This is a genomic window from Kineococcus radiotolerans SRS30216 = ATCC BAA-149, assembly GCF_000017305.1.
GTDB lineage: Bacteria > Actinomycetota > Actinomycetes > Actinomycetales > Kineococcaceae > Kineococcus > Kineococcus radiotolerans.
Genome location: NC_009664.2, coordinates 259,545 through 275,978 on the forward strand (window position 1 = coordinate 259,545; position 16,434 = coordinate 275,978).

The 16,434-nt window shown below is 75.1% G+C and carries 21 protein-coding genes; 4 read left to right on the forward strand and 17 right to left on the reverse strand.

Annotation, left to right across the window (positions count from 1 at the left end):
• Positions 1-164: 164 nt before the first annotated feature.
• From KRAD_RS01235 to KRAD_RS01260, 7 genes are all read right to left on the reverse strand, one after another.
• Positions 165-1,265 (reverse strand): LLM class flavin-dependent oxidoreductase, encoded by a 1,101-nt coding sequence (locus tag KRAD_RS01235; RefSeq protein WP_011981408.1) that lies wholly within the window; start codon positions 1,263-1,265, stop codon positions 165-167.
• A 231-nt stretch (positions 1,266-1,496) separates the two neighbouring features.
• Positions 1,497-1,775, reverse strand: coding sequence for a hypothetical protein (locus KRAD_RS01240; RefSeq protein WP_157873435.1), 279 nt, complete (start codon positions 1,773-1,775; stop codon positions 1,497-1,499).
• A 107-nt stretch (positions 1,776-1,882) separates the two neighbouring features.
• The gene (locus tag KRAD_RS27385; protein WP_275263042.1) at positions 1,883-2,005 is read right to left on the reverse strand and encodes a hypothetical protein; all 123 of its coding nucleotides are present in this window, start codon (positions 2,003-2,005) and stop codon (positions 1,883-1,885) included.
• Between the two features lie 115 nt (positions 2,006-2,120).
• Complete coding sequence (locus KRAD_RS23825) at positions 2,121-3,071, reverse strand: LGFP repeat-containing protein (protein ID WP_011981410.1); 951 nt, start codon at positions 3,069-3,071, stop codon at positions 2,121-2,123.
• Between the two features lie 222 nt (positions 3,072-3,293).
• Positions 3,294-5,225 carry an ABC transporter permease gene (locus KRAD_RS01250; RefSeq protein ID WP_011981411.1) on the reverse strand — a complete coding sequence of 644 codons (1,932 nt, stop codon included), beginning with the start codon at positions 5,223-5,225 and terminating at the stop codon, positions 3,294-3,296.
• A 1-nt stretch (position 5,226) separates the two neighbouring features.
• On the reverse strand, positions 5,227-5,973 hold the full coding sequence (locus tag KRAD_RS01255; RefSeq protein WP_011981412.1) for an ABC transporter ATP-binding protein: 747 nt from the start codon (positions 5,971-5,973) through the stop codon (positions 5,227-5,229).
• 388 nt (positions 5,974-6,361) lie between these two features.
• The gene (locus KRAD_RS01260; RefSeq protein WP_041291831.1) at positions 6,362-6,658 is read right to left on the reverse strand and encodes a hypothetical protein; all 297 of its coding nucleotides are present in this window, start codon (positions 6,656-6,658) and stop codon (positions 6,362-6,364) included.
• 407 nt (positions 6,659-7,065) lie between these two features.
• Between KRAD_RS01260 and KRAD_RS01265 the strand changes: the two genes are divergently transcribed.
• Positions 7,066-7,803, forward strand: coding sequence for a M15 family metallopeptidase (locus KRAD_RS01265; protein ID WP_011981414.1), 738 nt, complete (start codon positions 7,066-7,068; stop codon positions 7,801-7,803).
• 66 nt (positions 7,804-7,869) lie between these two features.
• Here KRAD_RS01265 and KRAD_RS01270 read toward each other — a convergent pair whose 3' ends face one another.
• Both KRAD_RS01270 and KRAD_RS01275 read right to left on the reverse strand, forming a co-directional pair.
• Positions 7,870-8,406 (reverse strand): hypothetical protein, encoded by a 537-nt coding sequence (locus tag KRAD_RS01270; protein WP_011981415.1) that lies wholly within the window; start codon positions 8,404-8,406, stop codon positions 7,870-7,872.
• Between the two features lie 231 nt (positions 8,407-8,637).
• Positions 8,638-9,342: a helix-turn-helix transcriptional regulator gene (locus tag KRAD_RS01275; RefSeq protein WP_011981416.1), complete on the reverse strand. Its 705-nt coding sequence runs from the start codon at positions 9,340-9,342 to the stop codon at positions 8,638-8,640.
• 93 nt (positions 9,343-9,435) lie between these two features.
• Here KRAD_RS01275 and KRAD_RS01280 point away from each other — a divergent pair, with 93 nt between their 5' ends.
• Positions 9,436-10,035 carry a dienelactone hydrolase family protein gene (locus KRAD_RS01280; RefSeq protein WP_011981417.1) on the forward strand — a complete coding sequence of 200 codons (600 nt, stop codon included), beginning with the start codon at positions 9,436-9,438 and terminating at the stop codon, positions 10,033-10,035.
• Positions 10,036-10,105: 70 nt separating this feature from the next.
• Here KRAD_RS01280 and KRAD_RS01285 read toward each other — a convergent pair whose 3' ends face one another.
• The 8 genes from KRAD_RS01285 to KRAD_RS01315 form a co-directional block, all read right to left on the reverse strand.
• Positions 10,106-10,435, reverse strand: coding sequence for a nuclear transport factor 2-like protein (locus KRAD_RS01285; RefSeq protein WP_011981418.1), 330 nt, complete (start codon positions 10,433-10,435; stop codon positions 10,106-10,108).
• Entirely contained in the window at positions 10,432-11,319 is an 888-nt protein-coding gene (locus KRAD_RS01290; protein WP_041291832.1) for a helix-turn-helix transcriptional regulator, read from the reverse strand. The genes KRAD_RS01285 and KRAD_RS01290 overlap by 4 nt, the downstream gene beginning before the upstream one ends.
• 325 nt (positions 11,320-11,644) lie before the next feature.
• On the reverse strand, positions 11,645-11,995 hold the full coding sequence (locus KRAD_RS01295; protein ID WP_011981420.1) for a GNAT family N-acetyltransferase: 351 nt from the start codon (positions 11,993-11,995) through the stop codon (positions 11,645-11,647).
• Entirely contained in the window at positions 11,992-12,291 is a 300-nt protein-coding gene (locus tag KRAD_RS01300; RefSeq protein WP_011981421.1) for a UBP-type zinc finger domain-containing protein, read from the reverse strand. Before KRAD_RS01300 ends, KRAD_RS01295 begins: the two co-directional genes overlap by 4 nt.
• Positions 12,288-12,599, reverse strand: a complete 312-nt coding sequence (locus KRAD_RS01305) for a hypothetical protein (protein ID WP_011981422.1) — start codon at positions 12,597-12,599, stop codon at positions 12,288-12,290. Before KRAD_RS01305 ends, KRAD_RS01300 begins: the two co-directional genes overlap by 4 nt.
• On the reverse strand, positions 12,596-12,727 hold the full coding sequence (locus tag KRAD_RS27390; protein WP_011981423.1) for a glycerol-phosphate porter: 132 nt from the start codon (positions 12,725-12,727) through the stop codon (positions 12,596-12,598). The genes KRAD_RS01305 and KRAD_RS27390 overlap by 4 nt, the downstream gene beginning before the upstream one ends.
• A 139-nt stretch (positions 12,728-12,866) precedes the next feature.
• Entirely contained in the window at positions 12,867-13,865 is a 999-nt protein-coding gene (locus KRAD_RS01310) for an NADP-dependent oxidoreductase (protein ID WP_011981424.1), read from the reverse strand.
• Positions 13,862-14,473, reverse strand: coding sequence for an NADPH-dependent F420 reductase (locus KRAD_RS01315; protein ID WP_011981425.1), 612 nt, complete (start codon positions 14,471-14,473; stop codon positions 13,862-13,864). The genes KRAD_RS01310 and KRAD_RS01315 overlap by 4 nt, the downstream gene beginning before the upstream one ends.
• A gap of 205 nt (positions 14,474-14,678) precedes the next feature.
• Between KRAD_RS01315 and KRAD_RS01320 the strand changes: the two genes are divergently transcribed.
• Positions 14,679-15,602 (forward strand): helix-turn-helix transcriptional regulator, encoded by a 924-nt coding sequence (locus KRAD_RS01320; protein ID WP_011981426.1) that lies wholly within the window; start codon positions 14,679-14,681, stop codon positions 15,600-15,602.
• A gap of 41 nt (positions 15,603-15,643) precedes the next feature.
• Positions 15,644-16,291 carry an MmyB family transcriptional regulator gene (locus tag KRAD_RS01325; protein ID WP_011981427.1) on the forward strand — a complete coding sequence of 216 codons (648 nt, stop codon included), beginning with the start codon at positions 15,644-15,646 and terminating at the stop codon, positions 16,289-16,291.
• Positions 16,292-16,434: the final 143 nt, after the last annotated feature.

Genomic DNA, 16,434 nt, shown 5'->3' on the forward strand with positions numbered 1-16,434 from the left:
TACACGTGGAGGTGGTGTGCCGGTACCCCAGGATTCCCAGCCTGCGACGACCGGGGTGGCGCCGCTGTCGAGGTTGTCCGCCGTCACCGCCGGCGTGGCTCTGTCCATGGCCCGTGATCCATGTCCCCGGCGGGGCCTGCGGCGCGACCCCACCGGGTCAGCCGTCACCGCGCCTGTCCTGAGCGGCTCCCGGCGCCGGCTGGGGCGTCGGCGAGCATCTCGCGCACCAGCGGCACGACCTCGGCCCCGTACAGCTCCACCGCCCGCAACCGGGCACCGGCCGAGACGGCTCCGGCGGAGGAGTAGATCATGTCGAAGCGCCCAACGCCCAGCGTGCGGATGGCGTCGGCCACCCTGCGGGCGACGGTCTCCGGGGAACCCACGTAGAGCGAGCCGCTCTCGACCTCGGCGTCGAACTCGCTGCGCCGCAGCGGCGGCCAACCGCGCAGCGCACCGATGCGGTTGCGCATCTCCTCGTAGCCGGGGTAGTACAGCGCCTTCGCCTCCTCGTCGGTGCGGGCCACGAACCCCGGGGAGTGCATCCCGACCGGGTGGGCGGTGGTGCCCAGCTCGGCGGTGGCACGCTCGTAGAGGTCGAAGTACGGACCGAAGCGCGCAGGCGGACCACCGATGATGGCGAGCATGAGCCGGAACCCGTACCGGGCGGTGCGGACCACCGACTCCGGCGAACCCCCCACCCCCACCCACGTCGTGAGACGCCCCGACTCGGTCCGGGGGTACACCTCGGCCTCGTGCAGGGCGGCCCGGGTGGTCCCCTCCCACGTCACCGGCCCCTCGTCGAGGAGGCGGTGGAACAGCTCGATCTTCTCCTCGAACAGCACGTCGTAGTCGGAGAGGTCGTAGCCGAACAGCGGGAAGGACTCGGTGAAGGAACCCCGCCCGAGGATGACCTCGGCGCGCCCGTTCGAGAGGGCGTCGAGGGTGGCGAAGCGCTGGAACACCCGGACGGGGTCGTCGCTGCTGAGCACGGTGACCCCGGACGCCAGGTGGATCCGCGAGGTGCGGGTGGCGATGCCGGCCAGCACGGTCTCGGGGGTGGAGATGGCGTACTCGGGACGGTGGTGCTCACCGACGGCGATGACGTCGACACCGGTCTGGTCGGCCAGGACCGCCTCCTCCACCGTGGCGCGGATGGCGCGGGCGTGGGAGACGAGCCGGCCCTCCTCATCGCGGGGCACGTCACCGAAGGTGTCGATGCCGAACTGGACGGTGGTCGAGACGTCGGCTGCGTCGGTCGTGGTCATCGCGGGGTTCCTCGTTCCGGGGAGGTCGGGCGTCCGGGGTCGGCCGGGCGACGGTGCGCCCCGACGTCGGTCCGGCTCGACCACGAGCATGGGCGCACACCGTCGACGCTGGGAGGCCCTGGGACTCCTCCCCTGACCGCTGCGCCTCCCCGCGCGGGCCGGGGAGGCGGACGTTCCGCGGCTGCTCGACCACGACCCCGGTGACCGTCACCGCCGGCAGCGTCGGGCCCGTCAGGGGCAGGTGAGGACCCGGCGGCCGCTCCCGTCGGTCCCCTCCCGGACGCCGAAGCGGGTCAGGTCGCGCACGAAGCGGTCGCGGTCCACCGCGTCGGACCCGTGCTCCACGAGGTAGGCGGAGTAGACGTCGCGCGCCAGCAGGGGTTCGCTCCAGTCCTGCTCGGTCATCCACACGCGGACCGATTCCGCGGGCGGCGCCGGTTCGGGCGCGTCCACGAGGGAGGACCCGCAGGACGGGCAGGTGGAAGGGGTACTGGTTCGTTCTCCAGGCATGTCTGAACCGTAGGTGCCCGACCGCTTCCCGCGCGTCGCCTCCAGGGTGGACGAGCGCCTCATCCTGCGGGTGGACATCCGCTGAACCACTGCACGGCAACGGTTCCTCAGCCGCCCGTGGACCCCTCGATCAGCAGCGAGACGTCCTCACGGGCGACGGCGACGACGGCGCCCCGCCGCGGCGCGCCGCCGCGGGGTTCGTCCGGTGCAGTCCCCTCGCCCTGCTGCACCGGACGAGGCGCGACCGCCGTCCCGACGGGTCGCCGCGGACGGCGTTCCCCGACCCGGCCACCACGACGACCGGCTCGCTCGACGGGTCGAGCGGGCCGGTCCGAGGACGTGGGATCAGCCGATGAACTCGACGTCCTCCACGACGGCGGAACCGTCGTAGATGCCGATGCCCAGGTGCAGGTCCACCCCGTGCGGCGCGGCGCCGGAACCGGCGGCGGCGGGGATGTGGAAGACGCACTCCACCCTGGCGCTGGTGGCCGCGGTCGGCTTCGCCGGGTGCGAGCACCCGTCGAAGGTCATCGGCGCGTACGGGGTGCCTCGCAGCTCCCCGGTGACGGCGTTGACGGCGTAGGTGGCCATCACCTCGTCGTCGCGCTGCTCCCACCCGCGCGCCAGGCAGCCGGCGGCCTGCTCGGGGGTGGCGTCGTTGAACGGCGCGGGGCAGCCGGCGACGGCGGAGTCGCCGATGACGGTGACGCCGTCCTTCGCGGTCCACTGCATCGAGCCGCCCTGGAAGTCGGCGCGCTTGCCGCCGGGGACGTCGTACTCGTCGCTGACGGGGAACCCGAACGCGCCCGCCTCCCAGCCGTAGGAGGCCCAGGTGGCGCGGATCGCGCCGTGGACCTCGTGCGCGCCGGTGGCCGGGGACCAGTAGACCGAGCCGCCCTGGAAGTGGTTGTAGGCCCCGGCGCGGTTCGGCGTCGCGGTCTCGTCGGTGGTGGGGAACCCCAGCACCCCGGCTTCCCAGCCGTGGGCGGCCCACTCGTCGCGGATGAGGCCGTGGACCTCGTGGGCGCCGGTGGCGGGCGAGGCGTAGATCGAGCCGCCCTGGAAGTGCACGTAGCTGCCGCGCTGGTTCGGGGTCCGGGTCTCACCGGTCACCGGCTGGCCGAGGAAGCCGCCGGAACCGCCGAGGGCTTCGTAGCGGGCGCCGATCTGCCCACCGACGCGCGGGTCGGCGGCCTGCGCCGGAGCGGCCAGGGCGACACCGGTCACGGTCGCCAGGGCGGCGAGGGCGGTGGCGGCGGTGCGGGTGGCGGTGCGGGTCGAGCGGTTCTTCGTCACGTGCTCTCCTGACGGATCCCGGCGCAGGTTCACTGGACCGGGGAAGGTGGGTGGTGGGGAAGGGTGGAATCGGACGGTGCGAACGGGGGACGTGCACGGGCGGGAACCCGCGGAAGCGTCCGCGGTACCGCTGCGACACAGCGTGTCAGGAACGTGCTAGCGCAGGGAGGCTCGCCCAGGGCCACCCAGCGGGGCAACCCCGGCGCCGGAGGACCGGAGGCGTCACTCCCGCGCGCGCAGCAGGGAGACGGGAGCCGCGCGGGTGGCCGACCACGCCGTCCACGCGCTGGTGGCGCCGGTCACGACGAAGGCTCCCGCCACGAGGGAACCGACCAGGACCCAGGGCAGGTCGAGACTGGGCGACCCGGTGGCCGCAGCGGTGGTGATCAGCACCGCCGCCAGCGTGCCGGCGGCCGCCACGACCCCCAGCAGCACCCCGGCCCCGGTGACGGTCCAGGTCTCCAGCAGAGCACTGCCCACCACCTGCCGGCGGGTCAGCCCGCTGGCCCGGGCGGTGGCGAACTCCCGCCGGCGGGCGGAGGTGGCCACGACACCGGAGTTGACGACCCCGATGAGCGCGTACAGCGCCCCCAGCCCCATCACGACCACCAGGATCGAGGTGTCGGTGGAGGCCGCGGCCCGGGCGGACCCCTGCAGCCAGTCGTCGACGACGCTGACGGCGGCGCCCGGACCGGCCGCCGCGGCGAGGGCGGCGGCGACCTGGTGGGGATCCGCGCCCGGCTGCAGCTGGACGAAGGTGCGGGCGGGTGAACCGGCCAGCACGTCCGCGGGCAGCAGACCCTCGGGCAGCAGCAGGGCCGGGCCACCGCCGACGGTCTGCGGCACGCCCGCGACGACGGGCAGCCGTCCCAGGTCCGTCTCCCCCACCCGCACCCCGACCTCGGACCCGACGGGTGTGCCCAGGGCGCCGGGCCCGGCCGCCAGGGCCCGGCCCCGCAGGGCGGCGAGCGGTCCGCTGCCGGCGTGGAGGCGTTCGTAGGCGGCGGGGTCGACGACCAGGACGCGGCTGATCTCGGTGAAGGCCATCTCCCCGGTCCCGGTGGTCACCGCCGCCGGGAGCTCGACCTCGGTGGAGGTGGTGGCGACCCCGCTCACGCCGGTGAACGCCGCGGCCGGTCCGGCGCCGGCGGCGGGGAGGGTGGACTCGACGACGACCTGGGCGACGGTGTCCTGCCGCAGCTCCCGCTGCGCGGCGGCGGTGTAGGACCACGCGGCGCCGGTCTGCCCGAGCAGCAGACCGACCAGGACGATCAGCGGCGCGGCCGTCGACGCGCTGCGGCGCACCTCGTCCCGCAGGTTCGCGCGGGCCAGGTCGCCCAGCGTGCCCGCCCGCGCCGGCAGCAGGCGAGCCAGCCCCGGGACCGCCAGCGGGGCGAACGTGGCCAGGGCCAGCGCCGCGCAGAGGGAGACGCAGACCGCCATCGCCCGTCCCCCGGCAGGCCCACCCAGCGGGGACAGCGCGGCCAGCGCGAGAGCACCGGCGCCCAGGACGGCCCCGGTGATCCAGCGACCGCGGGTCATCACCCCGGCCGGTTCCTCACCGGCGCGCAGGGCTTCCAGCGGCCGCACCCGCGCGGCGCGGCGCGCGGCGAGGAACACCCCGGCCAGCGCCAGCGCGGTGCCCAGGGCGATCGAGGCGGGCAGCACCCAGACCCGCCACTGCACGCTGAAGTCGCCCGGCAGCAGCCCGAGGCGGACCATGAGCGCCTGCTGCACCCGCACCAGCCCCACGCCCACGGCGCTGCCGGCGAGGGAGCCGGCCACGCCCAGCAGGACCGCCTCCCCCAGCAGCAGCCGCATCACGTGCCGGCGCCCGGCGCCCACCAGGCGCAGCAGGGCCAGTTCCTGACGGCGCTGGTCCACGGTGAAGGCGAAGGTGGAGGCGATGACGAAGACGGCCAGGAAGGCCGCCAGCGCCAGGGTGACGGCCTCGACGGTGACCGCGACGATCCGGGCCTCGTCGAAGCTCATGGCCTGGACCGGAGTCGCCCCGGCGGAGGCGTCGGCGGTGGCGCTGGTCAGCAGCAGCAGCAACGAGGACTGCACCAGGGCCACGCCCAGGCAGACGGTCAGCACGGCCCCGGCGAACGCGCTCCAGCGTTCCAGCAGGCCCGACCAGCTCAAGCGCAGCACCTCAGCCCTCCAGCGAGACGAGGCGGGCGGCGACGGTGGCGGCGTCCGCACCGGCGAGGCGGTCCACGATCCGGCCGTCGCGCAGGAACACCGTCGCGTCCGCGCGCGCAGCGGCGGCCGGGTCGTGGGTGACCATGACGATGGTCTGACCCGCGCTGACGGTGGTGCGCATGAGGTCGAGGACCCCGCGCGCGGCGGTGGAGTCCAGCGCACCGGTCGGCTCGTCGGCGAAGAGGACCTCCGGGGCGGTGACCATCGCGCGGGCGATGGCCACGCGCTGCTGCTGCCCGCCGGAGAGCTGGCGGGGACGGTGGTCGGCGCGCTCGGCCAGGCCGACCGCGGCCAGCGCCTGCAGCACCTGCTCGCGGCCGGGTCGCCGTCCACTCAGGCGCAGGGGCAGTTCGACGTTCTGCGCCGCGCTCAGGGAGGAGACGAGGTTGAAGCTCTGGAAGACGAACCCGATGCGGGTGCGCCGCAGGGCGGAGAGCTCCTCGTCGTCGGCGTCGGTGATGTCGGTGTCCCCGAGCAGGACCCGTCCGGCGTCCACGTGTTCCAGCCCAGCGGCGCAGTTGAGCAGGGTGGACTTCCCCGAGCCGGAGGGGCCCATGACGGCCGTCCAGGTACCGGGCGCGAAGTCCACGTCCACGCCGTCCACGGCGCGCACGGCCGTGGGGCCGGTGCCGTAGGTCTTGCTGACGGCCTCCAGGGAGACCGCGGCAGTGGTGCGGGAGAGGGCGGTCGTCGACATGCTCGTATCCTCCGGTCGCGCAGCGGGGTCCCACCAGGACGGAGCCCCCCCGTCGGAGACGGGGGGTAGCCCTACCGGTGCGGCTGCTCAGGTGTCGGGGCACGAGCCTCGCGTCCGGCGGGCGGGGCAACCAGGCCCTGACGCAGCTACCCAGGGCGCGGTCACGACAACCACCGGCGGACGTCCTGTTGGTGCCCGGTGGGGAACCCTCGACCGGTGCGGTGACGACGCCGCCCCGGGTTTCGCGCGCCGGCCGAGTTCGGTGTCGCGCCGGTGGTCGGGCGCGTCGTGGTCGACGGGCACGACCGGGAGTTCCGGCCCCCGGACGGTGGAACGACCGCGGTGCCGCACGCAGCGCGACCCGAGCTGCCGGGCGCCGATCCGGGGATCAGCGGTGGGCGTTGCGGGCCTCGCCGCGGGCGGCCTCCCGCTGCAGGCGCTTCCTGCGCGAGGCGTGCCCGTCGTTCCAGGTGCCCAGCAACAGGACCGAGCCCAGGACGACGGCCGCCCACCCCTGCCACTCGCCCATCGCGTCCTTCGCGGCCAGGAAGACGACACCGGCGACGAGCCACGCTGCGGGCAGGACCGCTCCCAGCCACCACCGTGAGCGGTTGGACATGACCAGGCGCTGCACCAGCACCAGGGCGATCACGGCGGCGTACATCAGCAGGCGGGTGGTGCTCACAGGGGTTCTGCCTCCGGTGTCGGGGGGTCGCGGTCTCGTGGGCGGGCAGGACGCGTGAGCACCGGGGTGCGCACGACGGAGCGGTCGTCGTCGGCGGGGGTTCCGATCCGACGTGCACAGTACGCAGGTACCGGCGGAGCGGGCGCTGGCGGCGGGACGGCTGCGCGGTCCGCGGCGGGGCCGCCCCGGTGCCCGGGCGGTCACCGTCTCCCGACCCGTGGATCCGGGGAACCGGGCGTGGTCCCGGCGCACGGAGGAGCAGGCCGAGCCCCCGCCGCCTCAGCCGGTGGAGGCCTCAAGGTGCAGACGGCTCCGGCCGAGGCATGCCTGGGCGACGGCGTGCCGGTGAGGCGGCACGCCGGCGCCGGGACGAACGAGTGGCCGGCACCTGACCAGGGAGGTGGACGATGGACGGCATCAGCAGCGTCACGTCGCGCATCGCGGAGATCCAGGCGCTCATCGGCTCGCTGCAGCCGGCGGCGCCGGTGAGGGTGCTGGGCACCACCTCCGGCGCGGCCGTGAACGGGACCGCTGCCGCCCGGAACGGCCTCAGCAGCGGCGCGAGCACCGGCAGCGGCGACGCGTCGGGGTTGACCTTCGCGTCGGCGTTGTCGCAGAGCATCGCCACCCGCACCAGCAGCGGGGGCCTGCTCAACGGTGTTCCCTCCGCGGCGAACGCGGGAACGGTGAGCGCAGCGGCCGGAGGTGTCTCCTCCACGGGTGCCCGCTCGACCGCCGGCCTGCGCACCGCGGACGGAGTGCCGCTGGCCCTGGCCGGGTACGGCAACGGCAAGGTCCCCGCCGCCGCGTTGAGCAGCATCGGTCAGGGCTCGCACACGATGTGGGCACCGGCTGCGCAGGCCTACCAGCAGCTGCGCGCCGCCGCCGCCCGCGACGGCATCACCATCAAGGCCACGGACTCCTACCGCTCCTACGAGCAGCAGGTCGACCTGGCGCGACGCAAGGGCCTGTACTCCCAGGGCGGACTCGCGGCCAAACCCGGCACCAGCGAGCACGGGTGGGGCCTGAGCCTGGACCTGGACCTGAGCCCGAAGGCCTTGAACTGGATGCGCACCCACTCGAAGGAGTACGGCTTCGAGGAGAACGTGCCCCGCGAGCCGTGGCACTGGACCTTCACCGCCTGACCCGCTCGCGCGACCCGTCCGCCGGGTGGGGACCTCGGTCGACACCCGCCGGGGGTGTTGACGGGCTCAGTCGTGGACGACCAGCGAGGTGGGGAAACCGCCGGGGTCCGGGCACACCCGCACCGCGGCCGGTGGTGGGATGCCCACCACCGCGCTCAGGCTGTAGTCGGTGCAGTCGGTGGTCTCCCACACCCCGCCCAGGGCGATGCCCAGGTGCGGTGCCGTCCACGGGCGTTCTTCGCGGACCTCGACCAGGACCAGGTGCCCGTGCAGCCAGCGCCCGGCGGGCAACCGCAGGTCCAGCGCCTGGCCCGCCTGGACGGTCTGCTCGCCGATGAACCACCGCCGGCCGTGCTCGGTGGCCCGTTCCTCCAGGACGGTGGCGGGGTCCGGGCCGACGAGGCGTTCCCAGTGCTCACGGGCCCACACCTCGTAGCAGGCCTCGTCCAGCTCCGGGGTCCACGGTCCGCGGACGACGTCGGGCCCGGTCCAGCCGCAGGCGCACAGGGGGAAGAGCGGCGAGCCGTCGGTGACACCGGCGGCGGGCTGCACGGTGCCCTCGACGCGCACACCGACCTCGTGGCTGTGGTCGTCCACGCCCATGCTGCGACCTCCTCGGCGCCTCCCTCGAAGCGTAGGGACGGTCGCCGCTGCGCGTCAGACGATCGACGAACCCCGAGCACGGACCGGGCCACCCGTCACGACCGTCCGGGCCGCGTCGACCGTCCGGGAGGACTCCCGGCACGGGGCGCGACTCGGCGCCGGCTGCCGGCGGGGGCGGGACGTCGCTGGATCGAGCGCATCGCGGTGAGCGGGCCGGCGGTCCCCGGCCCGTCAGGGACGGACGGGGTGGGCGTCGGGTGGCGGGATCCCGAAGACGGCCGGGTCGCGCTCCACGACGGGCTCCTTGGTGAGGTGGGCGGCTCGGACGCGGTCGAAGCGGAACCAGCGCGGGGCCTGACGCCGGTGGCACCAGCCGAGCAGGTACCAGCGGTCGCCGGTGCGCGCGAGCAGGTGAGGCTCCACCCGGCGCCGCGAGGACCGCCCGGAGGCGTCGCGGTAGTCCAGGACCAGCACTCGACGGGTGGCCAGCGCTTCGCCGAGGGCGCTGGAGACGGAACTGGAGGCGGTGGCCGCCGGTGCCGGGTCCGCGTCGTGGACCCAGACGCGGGCCCCGAGCTCCTCGACCCGCCGGCGGTCGGCCGGGGTCATCACGTCGAGCACCTTCTCCAGCGCCACCCGCCCGTCGGCGGCGTACGGGGCGTCGGGCTGGGTGGCGAGGGCGGTGGCGACCGCGACGGCCTGGGCGGGCGTGAGGTTGACCGGGGCCAGGGTGGCCACGGCGTCGAGGACGTAACCGCCGCCGGGTCCGCTCTGCGCCCAGACCGGGAGCCCGGCCTGCTGCAGCGCCGCGACGTCGCGCTTGACGGTGCGGGTGCTCACCTCCAGCCAGCCGGCCAGCTGCGCTGCGGTGCGCCCGCGCGGGCCGGCACGGCGCAGCTCCTCGCTCAGGGCGTGCAGCCTGTCGGTGCGGTTCACGTCCGAACAGTGGCAGAGACGGTGACGGGGACGGTGACGGGCACGGTGACGGTGACAGGCTGGTGTCACCGAGCACCCCCCACCGTGGGCGGCATGGCTGAGATCGCGCTGTTCCACTCCGTGCTCGGAGTCCGCCCCGGCGTCCACGAGGCCGCGCAGCGCCTGCGCGCCGCCGGGCACGAGGTGCTGGTCGTCGACCAGTACGAGGGGCGGGTGTTCGACGACTACGAGCGGGCCGGGCACCACGTCGAGGAGATCGGCTTCCCCGAGCTGATGGACAGGGCGGTGAGAGCCGTGGAGCCGCTGCGGGACGGCTTCGTCGCGGCCGGTTTCTCCAACGGTGCGGGCATGGCCGAGCACGTCGCCACGCAGCGCACCTGCGGCGGGGTGCTGCTGTTCTCCGGGGCCCTGCCGCTGGCCGTGCTCGGCGGCGTGGCCTGGCCCGCCGGGACCCCCGCCCAGATCCACTACACCCAGGACGACCCCTTCCGGCGGCAGGAGTGGATCGACGCCCTCGTCGCCGACATCACGGCCAGCGGCAGCCGTGTCGAGGTCTTCGACCACCCCGGCTCCGGGCACCTGTTCACCGATCCGAGCCTGCCGGACGAGCACGATCCGCTGGCCGCGGCGAGCCTGTGGGAACGCGCGGAAGCCTTCTGCCGCGACGCCACCGGTGGCACCCGGGGGACCTGAGCCCCGGGGACCCGAACCCGGCGGGAGGACACCGTCCCGCGAGGGCGGCCGGAGGTGTCCCGGAGGCGTCTCAGGGGGACGTCGCGGCGCGCACCCTCAACCGCTCGACGCGGTCCTGGCGCCAGGACGCGGTGACCAGGCACCGTCCGACCGCCCCGTCGACCTGCACCTCGACCACCACCCCGCCGTCCGGGCCCGGCGGCGGCGCCGTGAGGGCTCGCACCCGCACGTGCGTGCCGATCACCTGGCGGGTGTTCCACTCCGCGATCTGCAACAACCCCTGGTAGCGGTGCCCGTCGTCGTCGACGACGGCGTCGTCGGTGAAGGAGTCCAGGAAACCTTCCGTGTCCTCGGCGTTGACGGATTCCAGCAACGGGCCCAGGTCGTCGATGGACGTCACGAGCGCTCCTCCTCGGTTCCTCGGTGGTGCTCGGCCAGGAGGGTGTCGAGGACCTCCTGGGATCCGGTACCCGGAACCGGGGAGAACAACGTGACGATCAACCCCTCGTCGCCCGGGGGCTGCAACGTCTCGTAGTCGTAGGTGTACTGGCCCGCGCGGGGGTGCAGCAGCCGGTGGCGGCCGTGCGTGGAACCGTCGACGTCGGGCATCGACCACAGCCGCCGGAACTCCTCGCTGCGGTCCAGCAGTTCCTGCACGAGCTGCTGGACCCGTTCGTCGTGGGGGTGCAGAGCGGCCTGCACGCGCAGACCCGCGACCCCGGCCCGGGCTCCCAGCGACCAGTCGGCCACCAGGACGCGCGCGTAGGGCTCCAGGAAGTGGTCCCGGACCAGGTTCTTGTCCCGGGTCAGGGACTGGCCCGGAGGGGTGATCAGCAGTCGCCACACCAGGTTCGCGGCGACGACGTCCAGGCTGGGCGTGAGGACGGCGGCGGGCACGGCGAAGGAATCGGCCAGGGCCAGCAGGGACGGCCGCGCGGGAGCCTGCGCCCGCGAGGACCTGCGGCGCGCCGGTGACGCGGCCAGGCGGTGCAGGTGCGCGCTCTCCTCCGGCGTGGCCCGCAGGGCGCGGCCCAGCGCGGTCAGCACCGCGGGGGAGACTTCGCCGACGCGCCCCTGCTCGATGCGGGTGTAGTAGTCCAGGCTCACACCGGCCAGGTCGGCCACCTCCTGGCGGCGCAGCCCCGGGACCCGGCGGGAGGCACCCGAGCCGCCCGGTCCCGCCGGCCCGGCGTGCACGGGCCACCCGACGTCCTCCGGTCGGCGGCGGTTGCGCAGGGCGCGCAGGAACGCCCCGAGACCGGCGCCGCCCGAGGCCCCCTCCACCGGTTCCCCCGCGCGCTCGGGAGCACCACCGGGTGCCGCGGCTCCGCCGCGGTCATCGTCGCGGGGTGAGGGTCCCGGGGAGGAGGTGCCCCCCGAGGCGGGCGTCACCGTCGGGGTTCCCGCACCGTCACGGCACGGGAGGGGGGTGGCAGGGGGCACGGGTTCCTCCGGGGTCGCCGACGCGGGGGTGGGCAGGTCACCCGGCAACCCTACGATCCGCGGGGTCCCCGCGGCCGCGGTGAACCGGGGGAACCCCCGTCGGCAGGACGGCCGAGGGAGGTGCGGGCGCGTCCGGCGCAGCGGTGCCGGGGAGCCGGGTACGGCCTCAGTCGGCGGTGGTCAGCGATCCGGGCGTGGTGGAGGTGAAGACCAGGTCGCCGTACTCCTGCGGGTGGCGGCGGACGAAGGCGGCGACGAAGGGGCACAGGGGCATCACCCGCAGCTGCCGGCGGCGGACGTCGTCCAGGGCACGGGCTACCAGCGTGGTAGCGATGCCCCGCCCTTCGAAGCCGGGCAGCACCTCGGTGTGGGAGAAGACGAGGAACTCCCGGGTGGGCAGGTACTCCGCGATCGCGGCCAGCTGCCCCTCGACGCGGGCTTCGTAGCGGTGCCGGTCCGCGACGTCGGTGACGGCGACCGCGTCCGGCGCGGGGGCGGACGACGACGGGGCGCTCACGGGTGCGAGGGCGCCGCGGGGGCACCGGGTCGGTGGAAGCCGACGCCGTCGGGGTAGCACCAGTACCACTCCTCGCCGGGCTCGTAGGAGCGCACGAGGGGGTGGCCGCTGCTGCGGTGGTGGGCGGTGGCGTGGGTGTTCGGGGAGGAGTCGCAGCACCCGACGTGCCCGCAGCTGCTGCACATGCGCAGGTGCACCCACTGCCCCCCGGCGCGCAGGCAGTCCTCGCAGCCGGTGGCGCTGGGCAGGGCGGCGTCGTCCACGGACCCCAGGTGGGTGCAGGCGGTGGTGCTCACGGGGTGCTCCTCTCCTCGTCGGTGCCAGCCTCCACCGTCAACGCCGGCGCGTCCAGGGTGGCCGGCGACTCCCCCGGGCTCACGGTCCTGGGCGCCGGCAGGTGCTCGTGGGCGCGTTCGATCTCGGTCTGCAACTCCTCCGGCCCGCGGTCGGCGCGCGACACCACGTCGGCCCAGCGGGCGGCGACGACCTCACGACGCTGCTGCACCGCGCGTTCGTGGCGGGCCCGCACGGCGGCGGTGGCCAGGTGCAGTTCCGCCGCCACGCGACGAGCCTCCCCGGACAGGCCGTCCGCGACCCCGCTCACGCGGGAACCCGGGAACCGGCGAGGACGAGGAACCCGCCCTCCTCCACGTGCAGGTCCAGGGCCTCCACCGCGGGCCGGTCACCGCCGGGGTGGGTGCGCGTGGCCTCGTCGAACGTGACCGTGGTCATCGTCGTCCTTCCTTCCACCGGCAGGCAGGTGCCGGACGTCGTCTGGTGGTTCCGCGGGCGAGACGGCCCGGGGTCGGTCGTGGGAGCGGGCCGGGTGCCCGCGCGGGCAGGCACGGGCGGCCGCCCGTGCGCGACGGGGTCAGCGGGTGAGTTCCGCGCGGCCTGCCGCGGAGGCGATGTGGAGGACGCGCTTGCCGCGCACGTGCCGCGCGCCGAGGTCGCGGTACGCCTGCGCCACCTCGGTCATCGGGTAGGTCGCAGCGATCGGGATGTGCAGGCGCCCCTGGGCGACCAGCTGGGCGAGCTCGGACCACACCTGCGGGGTGTCGGCCTGCTCCTGCGCCTCGTGCCGCACGCCGTAGCGCTGCACGGCCCGCCCGTCGGCGAGGGTGTTGACGCGGTGGGCGGGAACCCCCAGAGCCAGGGCGACCTCGGCGTTGGGGGGGCCGAAGGTGTCCACGCAGGCGTCCAGCCCCTGCGGGGCCGCAGCCCGCACCCGCTCCAGCAACCCCGGCCCGTAGCGCACGGGGACCGCGCCCAGCGAGGTCAGGAACTCCTCGTTGGCCTCCCCGACGGTCCCCACGACACGGGCACCGCGCAGCAGGGCCAGCTGGGTCGCCACGACCCCCACCCCGCCGGCCGCGGCGGATACCAGCACCGTCTCCCCCGCCCGGGGGTCCACCGCGCGCACCGCCGCCCACGCCGTCGCACCGGCCCCGGCGATCGACGCGGCCTCGTCCCACCCCAGGCCCGGCGGGAGCGGAGCGAGCCGGTCGGGGCTGGTCAGGACGAACTGCGCCTGCGCGGCACGGGGGGTGAAACCCAGCACCGCGTCGCCGACCTGCACGCCGTGCACCCCGGGGCCGACCTCGGCCACGACACCGGAGAAGTCGTTGCCCTGGCCCTCGGGGAAGGTCGCCGGCCACATCAGGGCGAAGGCGCCTTCGCGGATGCCGATCTCACCGGGGTTGAGGGCGGCGGAGACGACCTCCACCACCACCGTGCCGGGGGTGGCGACCGGGCGCGGCACGGCGAGGACCTCGAGCACCTCCGGCCCGCCGTAGCGGCGGAAGCGCACCGCCCGGTTCGCCGCTCCCCGTCCTCCCTCCAGGACCGCGCTGTCGGTGGGGGCGTTCACCGCACGACCTGGACGTTGTAGGTCGTGGAACCGGTGACGCCCATCAGGGCCATCGACAGGAACAGGTAGTGCTCGCTGGCGCGAGCGGTCTGGATGTCGCCGAGGTCGACCTGCGTCTCCTCCTGCCACCCCAGGTCCCCCAGCAGGATCGAGGCGACCTGCTTGGCTTCGCCGTCGTCGCCGGAGAGGAACACCGAGCTGGGACCGGCCAGGGACTTCGGCTCGGCCATCACCGCCGCCGGCACCGTGTTGAGGGTCTTGACCACGCGGGTGGCGGGGAAGGTCCGCTGCAGCAGCGCCCCCAGGCTGGCGTTGGGGTAGGCGAGGGTGAACTGGGCGGTCAAGGCGTTGGCGACGTCGATGAGCACCTTGCCCTCCCACGCCGCCGCTCCCACCTGCTGCAGGATGTCCACGCTCTGGACGCCGGGCAGGGCGTTGACCACGACCTGGGCCGCGCCGGCCGCGTCCGCCAGGGTCGCCACCGGCAGGCCGTGACCGCTGCGGGCGGCGACGTCACGGGCCCCGACCACCACGTCGTGCCCGCTGCGGGCCCACCCCTGGGCCAGGACCGAGCCGACGTTGCCTGCACCGAGCACTGCGATCCGCATCGCGTTCCCCTTCCGAGCGTTGATCCGGACTGCAGTCTCACCGGGACCCGGCACGGGTGGGAGGCCCCACCACTCCTACCCACCGCGGCGAGGAGGTGGGTTCGGTCTCCTCGGCACTGCCGCAACGGGTCCGGCGGGTGCGGGCAGGGAACGGGGGCTGAGCAGACGTTGCCCTCGCGGTGAGCCGGACCTACCCTGACCTGCCATGGCGAAGCAGAGCGAACTCGGCAGCTTCCTGCGTGCCAGGCGTGCCGCCACCTCTCCCGACGACGTCGGCCTGCGCTCGCTGGGCCCGCGCCGCGTCCCCGGACTGCGCCGCGACGAGGTCGCTCAGCTGGCCGGGGTCAGCGTGGACTACTACACCCGCCTGGAGCAGGGGCGCGAGACGCACCCCTCCGCCCAGGTGCTCGACGCCCTCGCCCACGTCCTGGGCATGAGCCCGGAGGAGCGACGGCACACGTACTCCCTGGCGCAGCTGGCGTGGACACCGCCCCTGCCCTCCGCCCGCGCGCCGATGGATGCCTCGCTGGTGGGGCTGATGAACACCTGGCCGGACGCCGCCTGCTTCGTGCTCGACCCGGTCCTGGACATCCTCGAGATGAACCCCCTGGCGCGCAGGCTGTTCACCCCCTTCCGGTCGACGGAGAACCTCGTCGCCATGGTCTTCCTGGACCCGGCCGGGCCGCGGTTCTACACCGACTGGCAGCGCGCCGCGAGCAGCTGCGTGGCCAACCTGCACGCGACGGCGGACGTCCACGTCGGCGCCTCCCGCCGCGAGGAGCTCATCAGGACCCTGCGCGCCGGCAGCGACGCCTTCGCGCAGTTGTGGTCCGCGCACGACGTCAAACCGAAGACCCACGACAGCAAGGAATTGTTCCACCCCGCCGTGGGGGCGATCACCGTGCAGTTCGACGCCCTGGAGGTCTCGGCGATGCCGGGCCACCAGCTCGTCGTCTACCGCGCGGAGCCGGCCAGCGTCAGCGGCCGGCGCCTGCGCGCCCTGGCCGAGGCCGACCCGGCCTCGCTGTCCGCCGCCTCCTCCTCCTGGACCTCCGACCGGGCGGTCAGCACGCCCAGCACGGACCCGGCCTCGTCGAGGGTGGTCCTGGGCGCTGCTGGGGAGCAGTAGGACACCCAGGTTCGGCCGCGGGCACGGACCTACGGTGGCGGGTGTGCCCTGAACCGCCCCGCCCGCTCGCCGCTTCGGCGTCGCTGAGCAGCGCGCTCGACGTCCTCTGGACCGATCGCCGGTGGCGGCTCCTGCACGCACCGCTGGGGGAGGTCACCAACCTCGCCCGGGCCGTTTTCCTGCACCCCGACGCCAGCTGGTTCTTCCTGGACCACCAGCAGGTGCAGCTCGCCGTGGTGGCTCAGCTGCGGGCGGCAGCACCGGGCAGCGCACCGGGCCCCAGGGCGGGCCCCGGGGCGGGCGCCGGCGACGCCGTCACGTGCGCGGGTCGCGCGTGCCCCGAGGCCGAGCCCGCCGGCGGAGCCGCCGCAGGGCCGCGGGGGGTCTCCACCGCGACCCGCCGCACCGACCGCGCCCGCCCCGGCGGCGCGCCGGGAGGTGGCGGCGAGCGCGGGCGCCTCGTGGTGGAGGAACTGCGGGCGCTGAGCCCGCCCTTCCGGCGCCTGTGGTCCGGGCTGCGCACCCGGTACCGCCCCCGCACCTCCTACGCCGTGCACCACCCCGACCTGGGACCGGTCGCGCTGGAACGGTTCGTCAGCTGGACCGCCGGCACCCACTGGCACGAACGGGTCCAGCCCGCGGGAGGGGACCGGGCCGCTGAGGTGCTGAGCCTGCTCGACCTGCTCTGAGCACGGACTCCCCGCCCGGGGACGGGGCCGCGGTGCTGCCTGGCCCCATCACACCCTGGTTGCGCACCGCGTCCCCTCGCACTCTCGTCCCGGAACCGCACCCCGCCCCGCGGTTCCTCCACCGCTCTCGCAGGAAGGACCAC